Source organism: Falsiroseomonas sp., assembly GCF_041690465.1.
In the GTDB taxonomy this organism is placed as follows: Bacteria; Pseudomonadota; Alphaproteobacteria; order Acetobacterales; family Acetobacteraceae; genus Falsiroseomonas.
The window spans coordinates 150,965-170,639 of sequence record NZ_JAWLHG010000006.1; the positions used below are offsets into that span (position 1 = coordinate 150,965).

The 19,675-nt window shown below is 70.6% G+C and carries 16 protein-coding genes; 11 read left to right on the forward strand and 5 right to left on the reverse strand.

The window, feature by feature from the left end:
* Positions 1-28: 28 nt before the first annotated feature.
* Positions 29-3,328: a maltose alpha-D-glucosyltransferase gene (gene treS, locus ACESM1_RS09135; protein ID WP_372619418.1), complete on the reverse strand. Its 3,300-nt coding sequence runs from the start codon at positions 3,326-3,328 to the stop codon at positions 29-31.
* Between the two features lie 170 nt (positions 3,329-3,498).
* Here treS and ACESM1_RS09140 point away from each other — a divergent pair, with 170 nt between their 5' ends.
* From ACESM1_RS09140 to hemN, 11 genes are all read left to right on the forward strand, one after another.
* A complete protein-coding gene (locus tag ACESM1_RS09140; protein ID WP_372619419.1) occupies positions 3,499-4,776 on the forward strand; it encodes a glycosyltransferase family 4 protein in 1,278 nt (425 codons plus the stop codon).
* Between the two features lie 77 nt (positions 4,777-4,853).
* Complete coding sequence (gene rfbC / locus ACESM1_RS09145; protein ID WP_372619421.1) at positions 4,854-5,462, forward strand: dTDP-4-dehydrorhamnose 3,5-epimerase; 609 nt, start codon at positions 4,854-4,856, stop codon at positions 5,460-5,462.
* Positions 5,462-6,364 carry a dTDP-4-dehydrorhamnose reductase gene (gene rfbD, locus ACESM1_RS09150; protein WP_372619422.1) on the forward strand — a complete coding sequence of 301 codons (903 nt, stop codon included), beginning with the start codon at positions 5,462-5,464 and terminating at the stop codon, positions 6,362-6,364. The genes rfbC and rfbD overlap by 1 nt, the downstream gene beginning before the upstream one ends.
* Positions 6,361-7,236 (forward strand): glucose-1-phosphate thymidylyltransferase RfbA, encoded by an 876-nt coding sequence (gene rfbA, locus ACESM1_RS09155; protein ID WP_372619424.1) that lies wholly within the window; start codon positions 6,361-6,363, stop codon positions 7,234-7,236. The genes rfbD and rfbA overlap by 4 nt, the downstream gene beginning before the upstream one ends.
* Before the next feature lie 6 nt (positions 7,237-7,242).
* Positions 7,243-8,445: an FAD-dependent oxidoreductase gene (locus ACESM1_RS09160; RefSeq protein WP_372619426.1), complete on the forward strand. Its 1,203-nt coding sequence runs from the start codon at positions 7,243-7,245 to the stop codon at positions 8,443-8,445.
* Between the two features lie 92 nt (positions 8,446-8,537).
* Complete coding sequence (gene ugpB / locus ACESM1_RS09165) at positions 8,538-9,884, forward strand: sn-glycerol-3-phosphate ABC transporter substrate-binding protein UgpB (protein WP_372619427.1); 1,347 nt, start codon at positions 8,538-8,540, stop codon at positions 9,882-9,884.
* Positions 9,885-9,970: 86 nt separating this feature from the next.
* A complete protein-coding gene (gene ugpA, locus ACESM1_RS09170; protein WP_372619428.1) occupies positions 9,971-10,852 on the forward strand; it encodes a sn-glycerol-3-phosphate ABC transporter permease UgpA in 882 nt (293 codons plus the stop codon).
* A gap of 82 nt (positions 10,853-10,934) precedes the next feature.
* Entirely contained in the window at positions 10,935-11,840 is a 906-nt protein-coding gene (gene ugpE / locus ACESM1_RS09175) for a sn-glycerol-3-phosphate ABC transporter permease UgpE (protein WP_372619430.1), read from the forward strand.
* Complete coding sequence (locus ACESM1_RS09180) at positions 11,840-12,931, forward strand: ABC transporter ATP-binding protein (protein WP_372619431.1); 1,092 nt, start codon at positions 11,840-11,842, stop codon at positions 12,929-12,931. Before ugpE ends, ACESM1_RS09180 begins: the two co-directional genes overlap by 1 nt.
* A 26-nt stretch (positions 12,932-12,957) precedes the next feature.
* Positions 12,958-15,093 carry a glycosyltransferase gene (locus ACESM1_RS09185; protein ID WP_372619433.1) on the forward strand — a complete coding sequence of 712 codons (2,136 nt, stop codon included), beginning with the start codon at positions 12,958-12,960 and terminating at the stop codon, positions 15,091-15,093.
* Positions 15,094-15,154: 61 nt separating this feature from the next.
* The gene (hemN, locus tag ACESM1_RS09190; RefSeq protein WP_372619435.1) at positions 15,155-16,501 is read left to right on the forward strand and encodes an oxygen-independent coproporphyrinogen III oxidase; all 1,347 of its coding nucleotides are present in this window, start codon (positions 15,155-15,157) and stop codon (positions 16,499-16,501) included.
* 43 nt (positions 16,502-16,544) lie between these two features.
* Here the strand turns inward: hemN and ACESM1_RS09195 are convergent, their stop codons facing one another.
* The 4 genes from ACESM1_RS09195 to ACESM1_RS09210 form a co-directional block, all read right to left on the reverse strand.
* On the reverse strand, positions 16,545-16,910 hold the full coding sequence (locus tag ACESM1_RS09195; RefSeq protein WP_372619437.1) for a response regulator: 366 nt from the start codon (positions 16,908-16,910) through the stop codon (positions 16,545-16,547).
* 70 nt (positions 16,911-16,980) lie between these two features.
* Complete coding sequence (locus tag ACESM1_RS09200) at positions 16,981-17,334, reverse strand: gamma-glutamylcyclotransferase family protein (RefSeq protein WP_372619439.1); 354 nt, start codon at positions 17,332-17,334, stop codon at positions 16,981-16,983.
* 10 nt (positions 17,335-17,344) lie between these two features.
* Complete coding sequence (pgmG, locus tag ACESM1_RS09205; RefSeq protein ID WP_372619441.1) at positions 17,345-18,772, reverse strand: phosphoglucomutase/phosphomannomutase PgmG; 1,428 nt, start codon at positions 18,770-18,772, stop codon at positions 17,345-17,347.
* Between the two features lie 25 nt (positions 18,773-18,797).
* Positions 18,798-19,667, reverse strand: coding sequence for a UTP--glucose-1-phosphate uridylyltransferase (locus tag ACESM1_RS09210; protein WP_372619443.1), 870 nt, complete (start codon positions 19,665-19,667; stop codon positions 18,798-18,800).
* Positions 19,668-19,675: the final 8 nt, after the last annotated feature.

Below are 19,675 nucleotides of genomic sequence, written 5' to 3' on the forward strand. Positions count from 1 at the left end.
TTCCGTCTAAGTGTATACATTACTCCCGTCAACTGAGGTCATCGCCTCCAGGTTGTATTTCATCGAGCAGTTTTCCCGCGAACTCCGCCAGCCCGCGCAACGCGACAGGCAGCCAGGCGGGCCGCTCGGCCGCGTCCTCGACCAGTTCGTTGGCGGCCTGCTCCAGCAGAAAGAGGTCGAGCAAACGCTCCGCGCCCGCTGGCAGTGGCCCCGCCTCGGCTTCCCAGGCGGCACGGTAGGCCGCCAGGAAGGCGGTTCCGGCCGCTTGGCGCCAGCGGGCGATCAGCTCGATCCGGCGCGGTGTGGGCGCCGCGGTCGCGGTCCCGCTCTCCTCCGTCGCAGTGGCCACGGCCGCCGCGTAGTCGAGGCTGCGCAGCAACCCCGCGACGTCGCGCCAGCGGCTGCTCTTGGCCCGGCGATCGGCCACGCTGCGGCCGAGCTTGCCCTCGAAATCCAGGATCGTCGCGTCGCCGGGCGAGACCAGGACCTGCCCGAGATTGAAATCTCCGTGGATGCGCGTGGCGATCAACCCATCGGCCTGCGGTGCCGCAGCCTCGATGGCAGCGAGCAGCGAGTCGCGCCGGCCGAGCAGCTCCTTCGCCAGCGTCTCCTCGGCCCCCGGTCCCACCATGCCGGGGCGCGCCAGCACCCGCAGCGCGCGGGACGCCGCGGCGGCGGCCTCCGACGCCCAGCCCCGCACGGTTTCGGCGGGCACGGACTCCGGCGCGAAGGCCGGGTCGGCGCTCGGCCTAGCGAGGACCAGATGGAGCTGCGCAAGCCGCCGGCCGATCGCCTCGGCCAGCGGGAGATAGCCGGCCAACGGCTCATCCGGTTCGGATTCGGTCAGCGCCGCCTCGTCAACGGTGCGGGCCAGCCAGTCGAGCGTCCAGGCCCAGGCGTCGCCCTGGTTGCGGACGAAGGCGTTGAGCAGCATCAGCGTATGCTGCGTCCCGTCAGGATCGCAGCGCACCACCTCGCCGAGCAGCGCCGGCATACCGGTGTAGCCGGCTTCCGTCAGGTGGCGCGCCATCTCGGCCTCGGGATGCAGGCCGGGATGCAGGTGGCGCAGCAGCTTGAGCACGACCTGCTCGCCGATGACGATGGAACTGTTGTGCCGGTCGCCGCCGATGCGCCGCACCTCCGGCGCATCCGGCAGCTCGAGCGCACCGAGCGCCGAGGTGGCGAGGAAGCGCAACTCGCCATCCGCTGTGGCGATCCGCCGCCCCTCCCGGCAGGCGGCGAGCACCGCGCGCGGGAAGGCCTCGCCGGCCGCGCCATCGGTCAGCAGGCCGACGCGTGGCCCCTGGCGCAGCCGGGCCAGCGCGAGCTGGCCGGCGGGCTTGGCGGCGTCCTCCTCGCCGACCACGGCGAGCGGCAGGCACCAACGTGCGCTGCCATGGCGGCTGCGCGTCTCCACCTCGGCCAGCTGCACCCGCCCGTTGGGCGTCAGAGGGACGGCGTAGGCGAAGCGGGCGCCCTCCGCCTGGGCCTCGGGGCCGTCGAACCAGCGCCGGCGTGGCAGCCAGGCGGGCAGCACCTCGCGTTCCAGCGCCGCGCTCGCTTCGGCGCCGAGCGAGGATGTGCCGGAGCGGACCACCAGCGTACGCAGCTCCGGCAGCGGCTCCGGTGCCGGCACATGCCAGGTCGGCATGGCGACATCCGGCGCCAGGACGAACCAGTGAAAGCCATAGGGTGGCAGGGTCAGCAGGTAGGGCAGCGTGCCGACCGGCGGGAAGGCGGTGCCGCCCAGCATCTCCACCGGGACGCGGCCGGCGAGCTCGGACAGGTCCAGCTCCACCGCCTGCGCCGCGCGTGAGAGATTGAACACGCACAGGAAGACTTCGTCTTCCCATTCCCGCAGATAGGCCAGCACCTTGCGGTTGCCGGGGTAGAGCAGCCGCATGCTGCCGCGCCCGAACGCCTTGGTGCGCTTGCGCACCGCCAGCATCCGCCGCGTCCAGTTCAGCAGGGAGGACGGGTCGCGCAGCTGGCTTTCGACGTTCACCGCCTGGAAGCCGTAGAGCGGATCCTGGATCGGCGGCAGCACCAGCGCGGCCGGGTCGCCGCGCGAGAAGCCGCCATTGCGGTCGGGCGACCACTGCATCGGCGTGCGAACCCCGTCGCGGTCGCGCAGGTAGACATTGTCGCCCATGCCGATCTCGTCGCCGTAGTAGATCACCGGCGTCCCCGGCATCGAGAGCAGCAGGCCGTTCATCAGCTCGATCCGCCGGCGATCGCGTTCCATCAGGGGCGCAAGGCGGCGGCGGATGCCGAGGTTGATGCGGGCGCGCTTGTCGGCGGCGTAGGTGTTCCACAGCGCGTCGCGCTCGGAATCCGTCACCATCTCCAGCGTGAGTTCATCGTGGTTGCGCAGGAAGATCGCCCACTGGCAGCCCTCGGGGATGTCCGGCGTCTGGCGGAGGATGTCGGTGATCGGGAAGCGGTCCTCCTGCGCCACCGCCATGTACATGCGCGGCATCAGCGGGAAGTGGAAGCACATGTGGCACTCGTCGCCTTCGCCGAAATACTGCTGCACGTCCTCCGGCCACATGTTCGCCTCGGCCAGCAGCATGCGGTTGGGATAGCGGCGGTCGAGCTCGGCGCGGATGCGGCGGAGGATGGCGTGGGTTTCGGCCAGGTTCTCGTTGCTGGTGCCCTCGCGCTCGATCAGGTAGGGCACGGCGTCCAGCCGCAGCCCATCCACGCCCATGTCGAGCCAGAACCGCATCACCCGCAGCACCGAGGCGATGACGCGCGGATTGTCGAAGTTCAGGTCCGGCTGGTGGCTGTAGAAGCGGTGCCAATAGTACGCCTTGGCCACCGGGTCCCAGGTCCAGTTCGAGGTCTCGGTGTCGCAGAAGATGATGCGCGTGCCGGCATAGCGCTTGTCGTCGTCGGACCAGACATACCAGTCCCGCTCGCGCGAGCCGGGCGGCGCGTGGCGGGCGCGCTGGAACCAGGGATGATCGCTGCTGGTGTGGTTGATGACCAGCTCGGTGATCACCTTCAGCCCGCGCGCATGCGCTTCCTGCACGAAGCGGCGGAAATCCGAGAGCTTGCCGTAGTCGGGATTGACCCCGGTGTAGTCGCTGATGTCGTACCCGTCATCCTTCAAGGGCGAGGGGTAGAAGGGCAGCAGCCAGATCACGTCCACGCCGAGCCCGGCGATGTGATCCAGGCGGGCGATCAGCCCCGGGAAGTCGCCGATGCCATCATCGTTGCTGTCCATGAAGGATTTCGGGTGCAGCTGGTAGATGACCGCATCGCGCCACCACAGCGGCTCCAGTGCCGCTGCGCCACGCCGCCGCCCCCTCTCCTCCTTCGCCATCCGCTCGTCTCTCCGTTCGTTGCGCTGTCTCTGGTAGCCGCTGGCGGCCAGCGGGCCTCCCCCGCCGCCGGTCACGGGTGCGGGAGCATGGTGCGCCGCGCCGCCTGGCGCCGGCTTGACCCGCCTCGGGGCTGCAAGCAGCCTCGCGGAACGACACCACCGGACCCAGCATGCCCGATTTCCAGCCTCGACGCCCGCTGCGCGCGCTGTTCGTGCACCAGAACTTCCCGGGCCAGTATGCCCATCTGGCGCCGGCGCTGGCCGCGCGCACCGGTGTGCAGGTCTGGGGCGTTGGCGAGAAGCCTGGCTATGCCGCACCGGGCGTGCGCTACGTCTCCTATGGCCCGCCGCGCGGCGCGGGCGAGCAGACGCATCGCTACATCCGCCCCCTGGAAGGCGCAGTGCGGCGTGGCCAGCAACTTGCCAACCGCCTGGTCCAGCTGCGCGACCAGGAAGGGCTGAAGCCCGACATCATCGTCTGCCACCCCGGCTGGGGCGAAGGGCTGTTCCTCAAGGATGTCTTCCCACGCGCCCGAACCCTCTACTACTGGGAATTCTACTACAACGCCTTCGGCCAGGACCTGGGTTTCGACCCGGCGCAGGGGGTTTCGCTCGACGATGCGGCGCGGGTGCGCGTGCTGAACGCGACGCAGCTGATCTCGCTGCAGGCGGCCGATTGGGGCGTCAGCCCGACCCGCTGGCAATGGAGCCGCTACCCGGACTGGGCGCGCCGGCGCATGACCTGCCTGCACGAAGGCGTGGACACCGTGCGCTGCGCCCCGCGAGAGGGCGCGGTGTTCCGCACGCCGGAGGGCCGGGAGTTCCGCAGGGGCGATCCGGTGATCTCCTACGTCGCCCGCAATCTGGAGCCCTATCGCGGCTTCCCCTCCTTCATGCAGGCGCTGGCCATCATGCAGAAGGAACGGCGGGACCTGCACGCGGTGGTGGTCGGTGGCGACGAGGTCTCCTATGGCCGCAAGCCGGAGGGCGCGGCAAGCTGGAAGGAAAGGATCCTGGCCGAGATGGAGGGCCGGCTCGACCTCTCCCGCATCCACTTCACCGGCCGCGTACCGCATGACGCGCTGCATCAGCTGTTCCGCGTCACCGCCGCGCATGTCTATCTCACCTACCCCTTCGTGCTGTCCTGGTCGATGCTGGAGAGCATGGCCTGCGGCGCGGTGGTGGTCGGCTCCGACACGCCGCCGGTGGCCGAGGCCATCACCCATGGCGAGAACGGCCTGCTGGTGCCCTTCTTCGAGCCGGAGGCGATCGCCCGCAGCGTGCTCGGCGTGCTCGCCGACCCGGCGGGCCACGCGCCGCTCGCCGCTGCCGCGCGTCGCAGCATCGTGGACCGTTACGATTTGCGCAGCGTCTGCCTGCCGCGGCAACTCGAGCTGGTGGAGCGGCTGGCCGCGGGGCTCGATCCGGAGCCGGAAGCAGAGACGTGATGCCGGCACGGCGCTTCCGGTCGATACAACCATCGGTTATTGAGGCGCCATTAACCAGATCGCGAGGGACATTGCCGATGCCGGACGAGAAGACCGGGCCGTCCAGCTCGCCGGAGGCCGCCCGCGCCGGCAACTTCGAGGCGCGGCCGCTGGCCATTCCGGGCCCGCTGCTGATCGCGGCGCGTCGCTTCGGCGACGCCCGCGGCGTCTTCGCCGAGACCTACAGCCGGCGCGACTTTGCCGCCCTCGGCATCGCCGAGGAGTTCGTGCAGGACAACCATTCCGTGTCCACCTCCATCGGCACGCTGCGCGGCCTGCATTTCCAGCTGCCGCCACGGGCGCAGGCCAAGCTGGTGCGCGTGCTGCGCGGACGGGTGCTGGACGTGGCGGTGGACCTCCGCCCCGGCTCGCCGACCCATGGCCGCCATATCGCCGCCGAACTCTCGGCCGAGAATGGCCTGATGCTCTATGTTCCCGTCGGCTTCGCGCATGGCTTCGTGACGCGCGAGGCGAATACCGAGGTGGCCTACAAGGTCACCGACACCTACGCGCCGGACTGCGACCGCGGGCTTGCCTGGGACGACCCGGCGCTCGGCATCGCATGGGGCGTGGCGCCCGATGCGGCGATCCTCTCGGACAAGGACCGTCGCTGGCCGCGCCTGGCCGAACTCGGGGCGGTGTTCTGATGCGGATCCTCGTCGCCGGGCGCGAAGGCCAGGTGGCGCGCGCGCTGCTCGCCCGGCTGGCGCCCGAGGGGCATGAGCTCACCGCGCTCGAACCGCCGGAACTCGACCTCACCAGCCGGGAGAGCATCGCCGCGGCGATGACGGCGGCCTCGCCCGACCTGGTGGTGAACGCCGCCGCCTACACCGCCGTGGACCGGGCCGAGGACCAGCCCGAGCTGGCACAGGCGGTGAACGCCACCGGCGCCGGCTGGCTGGCCGAGGCGGCCGCGGCGCGCGGCGCGCCCTTCGTGCATTTCTCCACCGACTACGTCTTCGACGGGCTGAAGGGCGCGCCCTATGTCGAAGGCGATGCGGTGAACCCGCTCGGCGCCTATGGCGCCACCAAGGAGGCAGGCGAGCGCGCCGTGCTCGCCGCCAATCCGCGCAGCGTGGTGATCCGCACCGCCTGGGTGTGCAGCGCGGACGGCGCCAACTTCCTCAAGACCATGCTGCGCCTGGCGCAGGAGCGCGAGGAGCTGCGCATCGTCGCCGACCAGCGCGGCGCCCCCACCTTCGCCGCCGACCTCGCCGAGGCCGTCGCGCGCATGGCGCCGCGCCTGCTGGCCGCACCCGCCGGGGACGAGGCCTTCGGCCTGTTCCACCTGACCGGCGCGCCGCACACCACCTGGCACGGCTTCACCGCAGAGATCCTCGACCAGGCCGCGCGCCGCGGCCATCCGCGCCCCCGGCTGGTGCCGATCACCACCGCCGAGTATCCGACGAAGGCGCGGCGACCGGCGGATGGGCGGTTGAACTGCACAAAGATCGGCCGCGTGCATGGGATCGCGCCGGCCGACTGGCGCGCCTCGCTGGCGCGCTGCCTAGACGTCCTGGTCGGCCCGGTGAAGGAGACGAACACATGAAGGGCATCGTCCTCGCGGGCGGCGCGGGCACCCGGCTGCATCCGGCCACACTCGCCGTCTCCAAGCAGCTGCTGCCGGTCTACGACAAGCCGATGGTGTACTATCCGCTTTCGGTGCTGATGCTGGCAGGCATCCGCGAGATCATGCTGATCTCGACGCCGCACGACCTGCCGCTGTTCCAGCGCCTGCTCGGCGATGGCGCGGCCTGGGGCATCCGCATCGAGTATTGCGTGCAGGAGAAGCCGGACGGCATCGCCCGCGCGCTGATCCTGGCGGAGGAGTTCCTCGCCGGCGCGCCCTCCGCCCTCGTGCTCGGCGACAATCTGTTCCACGGCCACGATTTGCAGGAGCGGCTTGCGGAAGCGAAGGGCGCCACGGCGACCGGCGCCACCGTCTTCGCCTATCGCGTCGCCGACCCCGAGCGCTACGGCGTGGTGGAGTTCGACGCCGCCGGCCGTGCGCTCACCATCGAGGAGAAGCCGAGGCAGCCGCGCTCCGATTGGGCGGTGACGGGTCTCTACTTCTACGACCAGCGCGCCCCGGCCCTGGCCCGTGCGCTGAAGCCCTCTGCGCGCGGCGAGCTGGAGATCACCGATCTCAACCGCGTGTACTTGAGCGAGGGCACGCTGCGCGTCACGCAGATCGGCCGCGGTTATGCCTGGCTCGACACCGGCACGCATGACAGCCTGCTGGAAGCCGGCGAGTTCATCCGCGTGATCGAGAAGCGCACCGGCCAGAAGGTCGCCTCGCCGGAGGAGATCGCCTGGCGCATGGGCTTCGTGGATGCCGAGCAGCTGCGCGCGCTGGCCAGGCCGCTGCGCAACAGCGGCTATGGCACGTACCTCGAAAGCCTGCTGGCGCGCGAAAGCTGACGACGTATGGATCAGCGCATTGCCATCGTCGGCGCCGGTCCAGTGGGGCTGGTGCTGGCGCTGCGCCTCGCGATGCTCGGCCTGCCGAGCCTCGTGCTGGAGGCCGAGGCCGACATCTCGGAGGCGTTGCGCGCCTCCACCTTCCACCCGCCAAGCCTCGACATGCTGGACGAACTCGGCGTGGCGGAGGCGCTGATCGCGCAGGGGCTGGTGACGCCGACCTGGCAGGTGCGCCGGCACGAGGATGGCGCCCGCGCCGTCTTCGACCTCGGCGTGCTGAAGGACGACACCGCGCATCCCTACCGGCTGCAAGCGGAGCAGTGGAAGCTCTCCCGCCTGCTGCTGGCGAAGCTGCGCGCCGAGCATGCGGATGCCGTCGATCTCCGCTTCGGCTGCCGCGTCGAGCAGGTGGCGCAGGATGCCGATGGCGTGACGCTGTCCGGCACCGGCTTCGACCCGCTGCGCGTGCCCTATGCGGTCGGCTGCGACGGGGCGCGGAGCGAGGTGCGGCGCGCCATGGGCCTGGATTTCCCGGGCGACACCTATCCCGAGACCACCATCCTCGCCACCACCCCCTTCGACTTCGCCGCGGTGTTCGAGGGGCTGTCCAACGTGAACTACATCTGGACGCAGCACCCGGCCTTCAGCGGCACCTTCTCGCTGCTGCGCGTGCCCGGCAGGTGGCGCGCCAGCCTCTACCCCGCGCCGGGCGAAACGGTGGAGGACGCGCTGCGCCCCGAGGCGATCGAGCGCAAGCTGCAGGCGATCCACCCCAAGGGCACGCCCTATGACGTGCCGGACCTGCGCCCGTATCGCGTCCACCAGCGCATCGTGGAGAGCTACCGCAGCGGGCGCCTGATGCTGGCGGGCGATGCGGCGCATCTCAACAGCCCCTCCGGCGGGATGGGCATGAATGGCGGCATCCACGACGCGATGGAGCTTGCCGCCACCCTCGCCCCCGTCTGGCGCAACGAGGCGGACGAGTCGCTGCTCGACCGCTACACCCGCCGCCGGCGCCCGGTGGCGGAGCGCGAGATCATTGCCCAGGCCGACCGCAACCGCGCCCGCATGCGCGAGACCGACCCGGCTAGGCGCGCCGAGATGCTAACGGAGCTTCAGCGCACCGCCGGCGACCCGGTGCGGGCGCGGGAGCACCTTCTGCGCTCCTCGATGATCAGCGGCCTGCGGGCGGCGGCGACAGTCGCGTAAAGCCCTTCATCGGTCTGTCATAAGATTGTAAGAAGGCTGCAACGCGGTCGGTCTACCAGCCCGCGGCCACACACCCTGGGAGAGGAAAGCCCATGTACCGCCGCACCCTGATGACCGGCGCCGCCACGCTGGGCCTTGGCGCCGCGATCCGACCCGCCGCAGCGCAGCAGCCGGTCGAGATCCAGTTCTGGCACGGCCTGTCGCAGCCGCTCGGCGGCATCCTCGAGAAGGTGGTCGCCGACTTCAACGCCAGCCAGTCCCGCGCGCGGCTGGTGCCGAGCTATCGAGGCTCCTACCCGGAGACGATGGTGGCCGCGATCGCCGCCTTCCGCGCCGGCCAGGCGCCGCACATCGTGCAGATGTTCGAGGTCGGCACCGGCACCATGATGAATGCCGGCCGCGCGGTCATCCCGGTGCACGAGCTGCTGTCCCGCACCGGTGTGAACATCAACTTCGACGACTTCCTGCCTGGCGTGCGCGGCTACTACGCGGCGGCCGATGGCAAGCAGATGTCGATGCCGTTCAACAGCTCGACCGCGATCACCTACTACAGCAAGGACGCCTTCCGCCGCGCCGGGCTGAACCCCGACCAGTTCCCCACCACCTGGGGCGGCGTGGAGGAGGCGCTGAAGAAGATGAAGGCGGCCGGCATCGCCGTGCCGATGTCCACCGCCTGGCCGACCTGGGTGCATGTGGAGCAGTTTAGCGCCATCCACGACATCCCGCTCGCCACGCTCGCCAACGGCTTCGGCGGCTTGAACACCGAGCTTGCCGTGAACAACGAGCTGATGCAGCGCCACCTGGGCAACCTCGTGAACTGGCAGAAGGAAGGCATCTTCCGCTACGGCGGCCGCAACAACTCTGGCGAGCCCGCCTTCCCTGCCGGCGACTGCGCCATCATGACCACCTCCTCCGGCTTCCGCGCCCGCGTGCAGCGGGAGGCGCAGTTCAACTGGGGCGTGGCGATGCTGCCCTACTATGAGGGGGTGCGGAACGCGCCGGCGAACAGCATCATCGGCGGCGCCAGCTTCTGGGCGATGAACGGTGGCCCGAGCGCGCCGCGCGCCGAGGCCGAGCAGCGCGCGATCGCCGAGTTCTTCGCCTATCTCGCCAGGCCGGACGTGGCCGGCCAGTGGCACATGGACACTGGCTACCTGCCGATCACCCGCTCCGGCTTTGAATACGCGAAGGCCCAGGGCTTCTACAGCAAGCCGGAGAATGTCGGCGCCGAGGTGCCGATCGAGCAGATGCTCCGCGGCGCCAGCACGGACAACAACCGCGGCATCCGCCTCGGCGGCTTCGTGCAGATCCGCGACATCATGCAGGAGGAGATGGAGAAGGCCTTCCAGGGGCAACAGACCGCCCAGCAGGCGCTGGCGGCCAGCGTGACCCGCGGCAACCAGGTGCTGCGCAACTTCGAGCGCGCCAATCGGGGCTGATCTCCCCTCGTCCCCTCCCCCGCCCTTGCGGGGGAGGGGCAGGGTTGGGGAGATTTCCGCATCGGACACCACGGAGGCCCGCCCGCTTGCGCAAGAAGGTGATCTTCAAGGGCGTCGCCCTCCCCTACCTGCTTCTGCTGCCGCAGCTTCTCATCACCGGCGTGTTCTTCTTCTGGCCCGCGGGCCAGGCGATCTACGGCTCCTTCCTGCGCGAGGACGCCTTCGGCCTCTCCCGCGACTTCGTGGGCTTCGAGAATTTCGCGGAGATCCTGGCCGATCCGAACTACCTCGGCGTGGTCTGGAACACCGTCGTCTTCTCCTCCGCGGTTGCGTTCTCGGCGCTGTCCGCGGCGTTGTTCCTGGCGGTGCAGGCGGACAAGGCGATCCGCGGCGCGAACGCCTACAAGACGCTGCTGGTCTGGCCCTATGCGGTGGCGCCGGCCATCGCGGCGGTTCTGTGGCTGTTCATGTTCCACCCGCAGATCGGCCTGTTCGGCCGAATGCTGAATGGCCTCGGCGTGCCATGGGACTACAAGCTGAATGGCGACCAGGCGATGCTGCTGGTGATCCTCGCCGCCGCCTGGAAACAGGTGAGCTACAACTTCATCTTCTTCCTCGCCGGCCTGCAATCCATCCCACGCTCCGTGCTCGAGGCGGCGGCGATCGACGGCGCACGGCCGGCCCGGCGCTTCTGGACCGTGGTCTTCCCGCTGCTGGCGCCGACCGGCTTCTTCCTGCTTGTGGTCAACGTCGTCTACGCCTTCTTCGACACTTTCGGCATCATCCACGCGCTGACCCAGGGCGGGCCCGGCCAGGCGACGACGACGCTGATCTACCGGGTGTACCTGGACGGCGTGCAGAACCTGAACTTCGGCTCCTCCGCCGCGCAGAGCGTGATCCTGATGGCGGTCGTCATCGCGCTGACCGCGATCCAGTTCAGGTTCATCGAGCGCAAGGTGCACTACTGATGACCTCGGACGCCGGGCGGCCGGTCCGCGGCCTCGGCCCGCTTTCGCGGGCCGCCCGCACAGCTCGCGGTGGCGCCTTCCCATGCTGATGCGTGACACCACCGAGCAGGACCTCGCCCTGGCGCGCGCGACCGAGCGCCGGCAGGCAAGGAGCCGCTGGTTCGCCCACGCCATTCTCGCGCTCGGCGTCTTCATCTTCGCCTTCCCGATCTGGATCACCATCGTCGGCTCCACCCACGACGTGAACACGATCGGCCGCGGCGAGGTGCCGCTGTGGTTCGGCGGCGAGGCGGTAGCGAACTACGTGGCAGCCTGGGTCACCGGCGGAAACGAGGTGCGCACCACCGGCGGCGTGCCAGCCTGGCTGATGCTGTGGAACAGCCTCAACATGGCGGTGCTGATCGCGGTGGGGAAGATCGCGATCTCGCTGCTCTCGGCCTATGCGGTGGTGTTCTTCTCCTTCCCCGGCCGCATGATCGCCTTCTGGCTGATCTTCATCACGCTGATGCTGCCGGTCGAGGTGCGCATCATCCCCACCTTCGAGGTGATGGTGAACCTTGGCCTGATCAACAGCATGACCGGGCTTGTGGTGCCGCTGATCGCCTCCGCCACCGCGACGCTGCTGTTCCGCCAGTTCTTCCTCACCATCCCCGACGAGTACGTCGAGGCCGCGAAGATCGACGGCGCCGGCCCGCTGCGCTTCTTCAAGGACGTGGTGCTGCCGCTGAGCGTGACGAACATCGCCGCCCTGTTCGTCATCCTCTTCATCTATGGCTGGAACCAGTACCTCTGGCCGCTGCTGATCGTCACCGACAAGGATCTCGAGACGGTGGTCGTCGGCATGACCAAGATGATCGGCAACGGCGACGCACAGAACGAGTGGAACGTCATCATGGCCACCGCCGTGCTGGCGATGCTGCCGCCGGTCGCGGTGGTGCTCTTCATGCAGCGTTGGTTCGTCAAGGGCCTGACGGAGACCGAGAAGTAATGGCGACGCTCAGCCTTTCCGGCATCCGCAAGCAGTTCGGTCCGACGCAGGTCCTGCATGGCATCGACCTCGAGGTCGAGGATGGCGAGATGATCGTCGTCGTCGGCGCCTCGGGCTGCGGCAAGTCCACCCTGCTGCGCATCGTGGCGGGGCTGGAGACGCCCAGCTCCGGCACCGTCCGCATCGATGGCCGCGACGTGACCAGGCTCGAGCCCGCCGATCGCGACATCGCCATGGTGTTCCAGAACTATGCGCTCTACCCGCACATGACCGTGTTCGAGAACATGGCCTACGGCCTCAAGATCCGCCGCATGCCCAGCGCCGAGATCCGCCGCCGTGTTGGCGAGGCCGCGGACATGCTGGAGATCGCCGCCCTGCTCGACCGCAAGCCGCGCCAGCTTTCCGGCGGCCAGCGGCAGCGCGTCGCCATGGGGCGTGCGGTGGTGCGCGAGCCCAAGCTGTTCCTGTTCGACGAGCCGCTCTCGAACCTCGACGCCAAGCTGCGCGTGCAGATGCGCGCGGAGATCCGTCGCCTTCAGAAGCGCCTCGGCGTCACCAGCCTGTTCGTCACGCATGACCAGGTGGAGGCAATGACGCTCGGCGACCGGCTGGTCGTGATGCACCATGGCCGGGCGGCGCAGGTCGCCTCGCCGATGCAGGTCTGGGGTGAGCCGGCGGATACCTACGTCGCCGGCTTCATCGGCTCGCCGGCGATGAATTTTCTTCAGGGCACGCTCGCGGAGTCGGGCACGGCCGCCGCGCTGAAGGCGGGCGTCACCCTGCCCTTCGCCGACGGCCCGCGCCCGGGGGCCGACGGCACGGCACTGACCATCGGCATCCGTCCCGAACATGTCGAGCACCGGCCCGCCGGCACCGCCGCGCTGCCCCTGACGGTGGAGCTGGTCGAGCCGCTCGGCTCCGAAACGGTGATCCATGGCCGCCTGCCGGGCGGCGAGGAGCTGGTCGCGCGCCTGGCCTTGGCCGCCGGCGACATCGGCGAGGTGCTGCCCGTCGGGCTCCCGCCCGCCGCCTGGCACGTCTTCTCCGCCGAAGGCGCGCGTCTGCCCGCACGCGCATCGGTTACCGCCTGAGGCAGGCCGCACTGCACGGCGCAGCGATGGAACAGCCCGACGAATCGCCGGAGGCGATCCTGGCCCGCGCCGACGCGTTGCGCGATAGCGGCGACTGGGCGGCGGCCGAGCCGCAGTACCGCGCCTATCTGGCGCTCCGCCCCGCGCATGCCGCCATCCATGTCCAGCTCGGCCACGCGGTGAAGGAAGGCGGCGACCCCGAGGCCGCCCTTGCGCATTACCGCCGCGCCGCCGAACTCGCGCCGCAGGATCCCGATCCCGCCCTGCAGGAAGGTCATGCGCTGCGCCTGCTCGGCCGCGGGAGCCAGGCTGCCGAGGCGATGGCGCGTGCGCTCTCGCTGGATCCCGCATCGGCGCTGCTGCGGCGGGAGGTCGCGCTGCTGCGCCACCGCCTCGCGCCGCCGCCGGAAGACGCCCGGCCGGCGCTGCCGCTGCCGCCGGAAGGCGCGCCCAGCCAGCTCGGCTTCGACGTCACCGACCTGCTCGACTACCTTCGCGATGCGCGCACGCCGACCGGCATCCAGCGCGTGCAGATGGGCCTGCTCGGCGCCATCCTGGAACACCCTGCCCCGCCCGCGCCGGTGCTGATGGTCGCCTATGATCCTTCCGCCTGGCGCTGGTGGCATGTGGATGCGGATGCATTCCGCAACGTGCTCGCCTTGTCGCGAATCGGCGCCGAGGCTGCCGATCCCGCCTGGCGCCGCGCGACCGCGTCGCTCTGCGCCGCCGATCCACGCCCGGAGGCACCCCTGCTGCCCGGTGCGACGCTCGCCAGCCTCGGCAATGCCTGGGGGATCGAGGATTACTTCCGCGGCCTGCGGATGCTCCGCCGCCGCGTGCCGCTGCGCTACGCGGCCTTCGTGCATGACTGCGTGCCGCTGCTGATGCCGGAGCATTGCCTGGAGCTGACCGCGCGACTCTACGCTCGCTGGTTCGCCGCGCTGTCGCTGCATGCCGACCTGCTGCTGGCCAATTCGCGCGCCACCGCCGCCGATATCCGCCGCTTCGCCGCGCCGCTCGGCCTGGAGGTGGAGCCGCAGGTGGTCCCCCTCGCCGCCGCGCCGCCGCCGCCCGAGGCGGAAGCGCTGGCCGCCGCCGAGGCGCTCGACCTCGATGTGGCCGAAGAGCCCTTCGTCCTCTTCGTCGCCACGCTGGAAAGCCGCAAGAACCACCTGATGGTGTTCCAGGCCTGGATCGAGCTGGCGCGCCGGCTGCCGGAAGCCGCGGTGCCGCGCCTGGTCTGCGTCGGCCGCCCCGGCTGGCGGGCGGAGGGGGCGCTCGGCCTGCTGGAACGCTCGCCGCTGCTCCGGCGGAAGGTGACGGTGCTCTCCGGCGTCTCGGACCTGGCGCTGGCCGGCCTGACGGCGCGCTGCCTGTTCACCGTCTACAACTCCTTCCACGAGGGCTGGGGCCTGCCGGTCAGCGAGAGCCTGGCGGCCGGCAAGCTCTGCGTGGTGCCGGCGCATAGCGGCCTGTTGGAGTCCGGCGCACCGGGCGCAGTCTTCTTTCCCACCGGCGACCTGCCCGGACTGGTGGAGGCGCTGGCCCGGCTGGTCACCGACCCCACCCATCGCGGCGCGCTGGAAGAGCGGATCGACCGCGCCGCCGCGACAAGGCCATGGCAGGAGGCGGCGGCGGAGGTGCTCGCCCATCTCGCGCGCCCGCAGCCATCCGCCCCGGCGCGTCCGCTCTTCCCCGCCGGCATCCGGCTGTCGCTCGCCGCCGCCCCGCCGCCGCCGACGCCCGCCGGCGCCTGGGGCGAGGCGGTGCGGGAGGGACTCGGCTGGTGGTGGCAGGAGGCGTGGGGCGCCTGGACCCGCGATGGCGTCACCTCGCTGCTCCTGCCGCTCGATGTCCCGGCCGGCACGCCGGTGCGCGTGCTGCTCGACCTGCGCGGCCCACCGGGCGGGCTGGCGTTGCGGCTCCGGCTGCGCGGCGAGGGCTGGCGGCGGCTGGCGCTGGCGCAGGATGAGCGGACCAGCGTGGTGCTGCAGGGCACGGCCGGCACGGGGGGTCTGGCGGTGGATCTCGATTCCGGCGACGGCGTCGCACTCGGCGACCGGGCGAAGCGGCGGGTCGGCGTCGGCGTCGCGGCCGTGATGGCCTGCGCGGAGGACGACCTGCCCGCCCGGCTCTCGGCACTCGAACGTGCCGCGGGGTAGCGCGCCCCGGACTTGATCCTGCGCAAGGACCGAGGCTTCCGGCGGCGGCAATCTTGCCGGCATGGACGCCCTCCCCGACCCGCGCGCCCGGCTCGAAGCCTATGCGCGCCAGAACCTGCCCCGCTACACCTCCTACCCCACCGCGCCGCATTTCGGGCCGATGGCGGAGGCCACCTATCGTGGCTGGCTGGCCGCGATCCAGCCGGGCGATACGCTCTCGCTCTACCTGCACATCCCCTTCTGCAAGGAGCTGTGCTGGTACTGCGGCTGCCACACCGCGATCACCCGCAGCCAGGCGCGGCTCTCCCACTACGCCGCCGGGCTGGTGCGGGAGACCGGGTTGCTGGCCGCGGCCCTGCCGGTGCGCCCGCCGGTCGTGTCACTGCATCTCGGCGGCGGCACGCCCTCGGCGATCGGCGCGCGCGGGCTGGGCGAAGTGATGGCGGCGCTGCGCGAGGCCTTCGCCTTCCGCGCCGATGCCGAGCTTTCGGTGGAGCTCGATCCCCGGACTCTGGAGGATGACGCCGTCGCCCTGCTCGGCCGGGCCGGCTTCAACCGCGCCAGCCTCGGCGTGCAGGACATGGATGAAGGCGTGCAGAGGCTGATCGGCCGCATCCAGCCGCGGGAGATGGTGGAGAGCGCCGTGACCCGGCTGCGCGGCGCGGGCATCCAGGCGATCAATTTCGACCTGATGTACGGCCTGCCCGGCCAGGATACGCGGCATGTCGCCGCCAGCGCGCGTTTCGCGGCCGAGATGGGCGCCGACCGCGTCGCTGTGTTCGGCTATGCGCATGTGCCCTGGATGAAGCCGCACCAGAAGGCGATTGCCGAGGACATGCTGCCGGATGTGCTCGCCCGCATGGAACAGGCCGAGGCGGCGGAGCGCGCGTTGCTCGAAGCCGGCTACGTGGCAATCGGCCTCGACCATTTCGCGCGGCCGGAGGACCCGATGGCGGTGGCGAGCCGCGCCGGCGTGCTGCGCCGGAACTTCCAGGGCTACACGACGGATCGCGCGCCGGTGCTGCTCGGCCTCGGCGCCAGCGCGATCGGCGCGTTGCCGCAGGGTTACGCACAGAACCTGCCGGATGAGCGGGCGTGGCTCGCCGCCGTGGAGGGCGGGCACCTGCCGGTGGCGCGCGGGCTGGAACTGACAGAGGACGATCGCATCCGCCGCGCCATCATCGAGGCCGTGATGTGCGACCTGCAGCTCGATCTTCAGCGCGTGCCTGCCCTGGTGTGGGAAAGCGCCGTGCCGCGCCTCGCCCCGCTGCTGCGCGATGGGCTGGCGCGGCTGGAAGATGGGCGGTTGCTGGTGACCGAAGCGGGGCGCCGCTTCGTGCGCCATGTCGCTGCCTGCTTCGATGCCCGCCTCGCCGCTGCGGCCGCACGCCACAGCGCGGCCGTCTGAACCAATCGCTCCCGGACGAGGTGCCGCCGCGGAGAGGCCGCCGCTAGACCGCTTGGCGGCAGATGCGCCCCAGCATCGAGGTCAGCTCCTGCGGATCGTACGGCTTGGCCAGCACCATCGCGTGCTGGTGCCCCGCCGGCAGGCCTGAGGCGCCGTAGCCGGTCGCGATCACATAGGGGATGCCGCGCGAGGCGAGCTCATCGGCAACCGGGGTGGAGGTCTCACCCGCCAGGTTGAGGTCGAGCACCACGGCATCCGGCCGTTCCTGGTCCAGCAGCGCCATTGCCTCTTCCACGGTCGCGGCTGGCCCCATCACGCCGAAGCCGGCATCCAGCAGTGCATCCTCGACCAGCATGGCCACAAGCGCCTCGTCCTCGACAACCAGGACCTTGCGCGATCCGTCCGACATGCAGCACTCCTTGGCCTCGCCGAACCGCGAGGAGCCTCCACGTCTAACGCGGCGTGCGTCGCCGCGTGGCTCACATTCGCGCGTGCGGGGCCCAGGATGCAAGGCATTCGGCACGCCAGCGCGGCGCAACCCATGCCCGCGCCCGCCGCGGGCCACGCGGCGTCGCCACCCGCACCGGCAGAAGCGCGTAGGACGCGCCCTCATAGGCGGCGAGCCGCGACAGCGCCTCGGGCGGGAGACGCGGCAGCAGCAGCCCCTGCACCTCCCCCTTGCCGCGCATCAGCGTGGGATAGGGCGTGCCGCGCAGGCGCACCCGGCGGAACCCCGGGAGCCGCGCCGGCATGGCGCGGCGCAAGGGCGCGCGACCGGCGAAGCGGGCGAAGAGCCGGGGATCGAGCAGCGTGCCGTAGAGGAAGATCGGCACGCCGCCGCCCTCAATGCCCCGCGTTGGCGCCGGAAAAATCCGGCGCGGCCAGGCCCGAGGCCTCCAGCTGGCGGGCGATCTGCGCCTTCAGCCGGTCGAGCCCCGACTCGCTGCCCGCCTCGGCGCGCGCGACCAGCACCGCCTGGGTGTTGGAGGCGCGCAGCAGCCACCAGCCGTCATCGGTCAGCACCCGCACGCCGTCAACGTCCTGCACCCTTGCGCCCTCGGCGGCGAGGCGGTCCTTGACCTCCTGCACCACCTGGAACTTGCGGGTGTCGGCGCAATCGAAGCGCAGCTCCGGCGTGTTGATCACCTGCGGCAGCGCGGCGCGCACGGCGCTGAGCTTCCCGCCCATCCGCGCGACGATGCCGAGCAGGCGCACCGCCGAGTAGGGCGCATCGTCGAAGCCGTACCACTTGTCGGCGAAGAAGATGTGACCCGACATCTCGCCGGCCAGCGGGCTGCCGGTCTCGGCCATCTTCGCCTTGATCAGCGAATGGCCGGTCTTCCACATCAGCGGCGTGCCGCCGGCCTTGGCGATCTCGTCGAACAGCACCTGGCTGGCCTTCACATCGGCGATGATGGTGCCGCCCGGCTTCGCCTTCAGCACGTCGCGCGCGAGCACCACCAGCAGCTGGTCGCCGAACAGGATATGGCCCTCGTCGTCCACCACGCCGATGCGGTCGCCATCGCCATCGAAGGCGATGCCGAGATCGGCACCCTGTTTCGCAACCTCCGCGATGATTTCCTCGAGGTTCTTCGCGACCGTCGGGTCCGGGTGGTGGGCCGGGAAGGTGCCGTCGATCGTGCCGTTGATGACGTAGTGCGTGCCCGGCAGCTTCGCGACCAGCTTCTTCACGATCTCCGCGCCGGACCCATTGCCGGGGTCCCACACCACCTTGAGGGCGCCCGCCTTGCCAGACGCTTCGCCGCCATCCCAGTCCTGCAGCATGCGGGCGACATACTGGTCGGCGACATCCACCTGCCGGTCGGTGCCGACCGCGGAGGGCACCACGTCCCCCTCGGCGGCCATCCGGCCGATCTCCTGGATCTGCTTCCCGAAGAACGGCTTCTTCGACAGCATCATCTTGAAGCCGTTGTAGTCCGGCGGGTTGTGGCTGCCGGTGACCATGACCGCGCCATCCGCCTCCAGCGCGTAGGAGGCGAAGTAGAGCATCGGCGTCGGCCCGCAGCCGATGCGCAGCACTTCCAGCCCGCAGGCGCGCAGCCCGGCGACGAGCTGCGCCTCCAGTTCGGGCGAGGAGAGGCGGCCATCGTAACCGACCGCGACCTTGGTGCCCTTGGCGCGCACGACGAAGGAGCCGAAGCAGCGCCCGATGGCGAAGGCGTCCTCGGGGTGCAGCGTGCGCCCGACGATGCCGCGGATGTCGTACTCGCGCAGCGTCGTGGGATCGAAGCTGTGATGGAAGACAGTCATCAGCGGTCGCGCTCCGGCTCGCCGTTCAGGCGTATTTCTTGAGGATGGCCTGCATGGCCGGTGCCATGTCCTCGCGGGACAGCGCGAAGGCCACCTGGGCTTCGAGATAGCCCGCCTTGTCGCCGCAGTCGAAGCGCCGGCCCTGGTAGCGCAGGCCGTGGAACGGCTGCGCGCCGATCAGCTTCGCCATGCTGTCCGTCAGCTGGATCTCGCCGCCCGCGCCCTTCTCGAACTTCGAAAGGTGGCCGATCACCTCCGGCATCAGCACGTAGCGGCCAATGACCGTGAGGTTGGAGGGCGCCTTCTCGACCGGCGGCTTCTCCACCAGGCCCTTCACCTCGACCAGGTTGCCCTGCGTCGCCCCCGGCGCGATCACGCCGTAGCGCGAGACATGCTCCTTCGGCACCTCCTCGATCGCCACCACGTTCCCGCCGGTCGCCTGATAGGCCTCGGCCATCTGCTGCGTGCAGGAGACGTCGCACAGCATAAGGTCATCGGGCAGCAGGATGGCGAAGGGGTCGTCCTGGATGAAGTTGCGCGCGCACCAGATCGCGTGACCAAGACCGAGCGGCACCTGCTGGCGGGTGGAGACGATGGCGCCGGGCGGCAGCGCCTGCTCGCGCAGCGCCTCCAGCTCCTTCGCCTTGTTGCGCTCGGTCAGCACGCGCTCCAGCTCGAAGGCCACGTCGAACTGGTCCACCAGCATGGACTTGCCGCGGCCGGTGACGAAACAGAACTGCTCGATCCCGGCGGCGCGCGCCTCCTCGACCGCATACTGGATGAGGGGCTTGTCCACCACCGGCAGCATTTCCTTCGCCATCTGCTTGGTGGCGGGCAGGAAGCGGGTCCCGAGACCGGCGACGGGCAGCACGGCCTTCCGGAGCGGCTTTGGCACGATCGGTG

Coding starts and splice junctions, on each gene's coding strand:
- treS (WP_372619418.1), bottom strand. CDS start 3,328: ATGGCGAAGGAGGAGAGGGGGCGGCGGCGTGGCGCAGCGGCACTGGAG.
- ACESM1_RS09140 (WP_372619419.1), top strand. CDS start 3,499: ATGCCCGATTTCCAGCCTCGACGCCCGCTGCGCGCGCTGTTCGTGCAC.
- rfbC (WP_372619421.1), top strand. CDS start 4,854: ATGCCGGACGAGAAGACCGGGCCGTCCAGCTCGCCGGAGGCCGCCCGC.
- rfbD (WP_372619422.1), top strand. CDS start 5,462: ATGCGGATCCTCGTCGCCGGGCGCGAAGGCCAGGTGGCGCGCGCGCTG.
- rfbA (WP_372619424.1), top strand. CDS start 6,361: ATGAAGGGCATCGTCCTCGCGGGCGGCGCGGGCACCCGGCTGCATCCG.
- ACESM1_RS09160 (WP_372619426.1), top strand. CDS start 7,243: ATGGATCAGCGCATTGCCATCGTCGGCGCCGGTCCAGTGGGGCTGGTG.
- ugpB (WP_372619427.1), top strand. CDS start 8,538: ATGTACCGCCGCACCCTGATGACCGGCGCCGCCACGCTGGGCCTTGGC.
- ugpE (WP_372619430.1), top strand. CDS start 10,935: ATGCTGATGCGTGACACCACCGAGCAGGACCTCGCCCTGGCGCGCGCG.
- ACESM1_RS09180 (WP_372619431.1), top strand. CDS start 11,840: ATGGCGACGCTCAGCCTTTCCGGCATCCGCAAGCAGTTCGGTCCGACG.
- ACESM1_RS09185 (WP_372619433.1), top strand. CDS start 12,958: ATGGAACAGCCCGACGAATCGCCGGAGGCGATCCTGGCCCGCGCCGAC.
- hemN (WP_372619435.1), top strand. CDS start 15,155: ATGGACGCCCTCCCCGACCCGCGCGCCCGGCTCGAAGCCTATGCGCGC.
- ACESM1_RS09195 (WP_372619437.1), bottom strand. CDS start 16,910: ATGTCGGACGGATCGCGCAAGGTCCTGGTTGTCGAGGACGAGGCGCTT.
- pgmG (WP_372619441.1), bottom strand. CDS start 18,772: ATGACTGTCTTCCATCACAGCTTCGATCCCACGACGCTGCGCGAGTAC.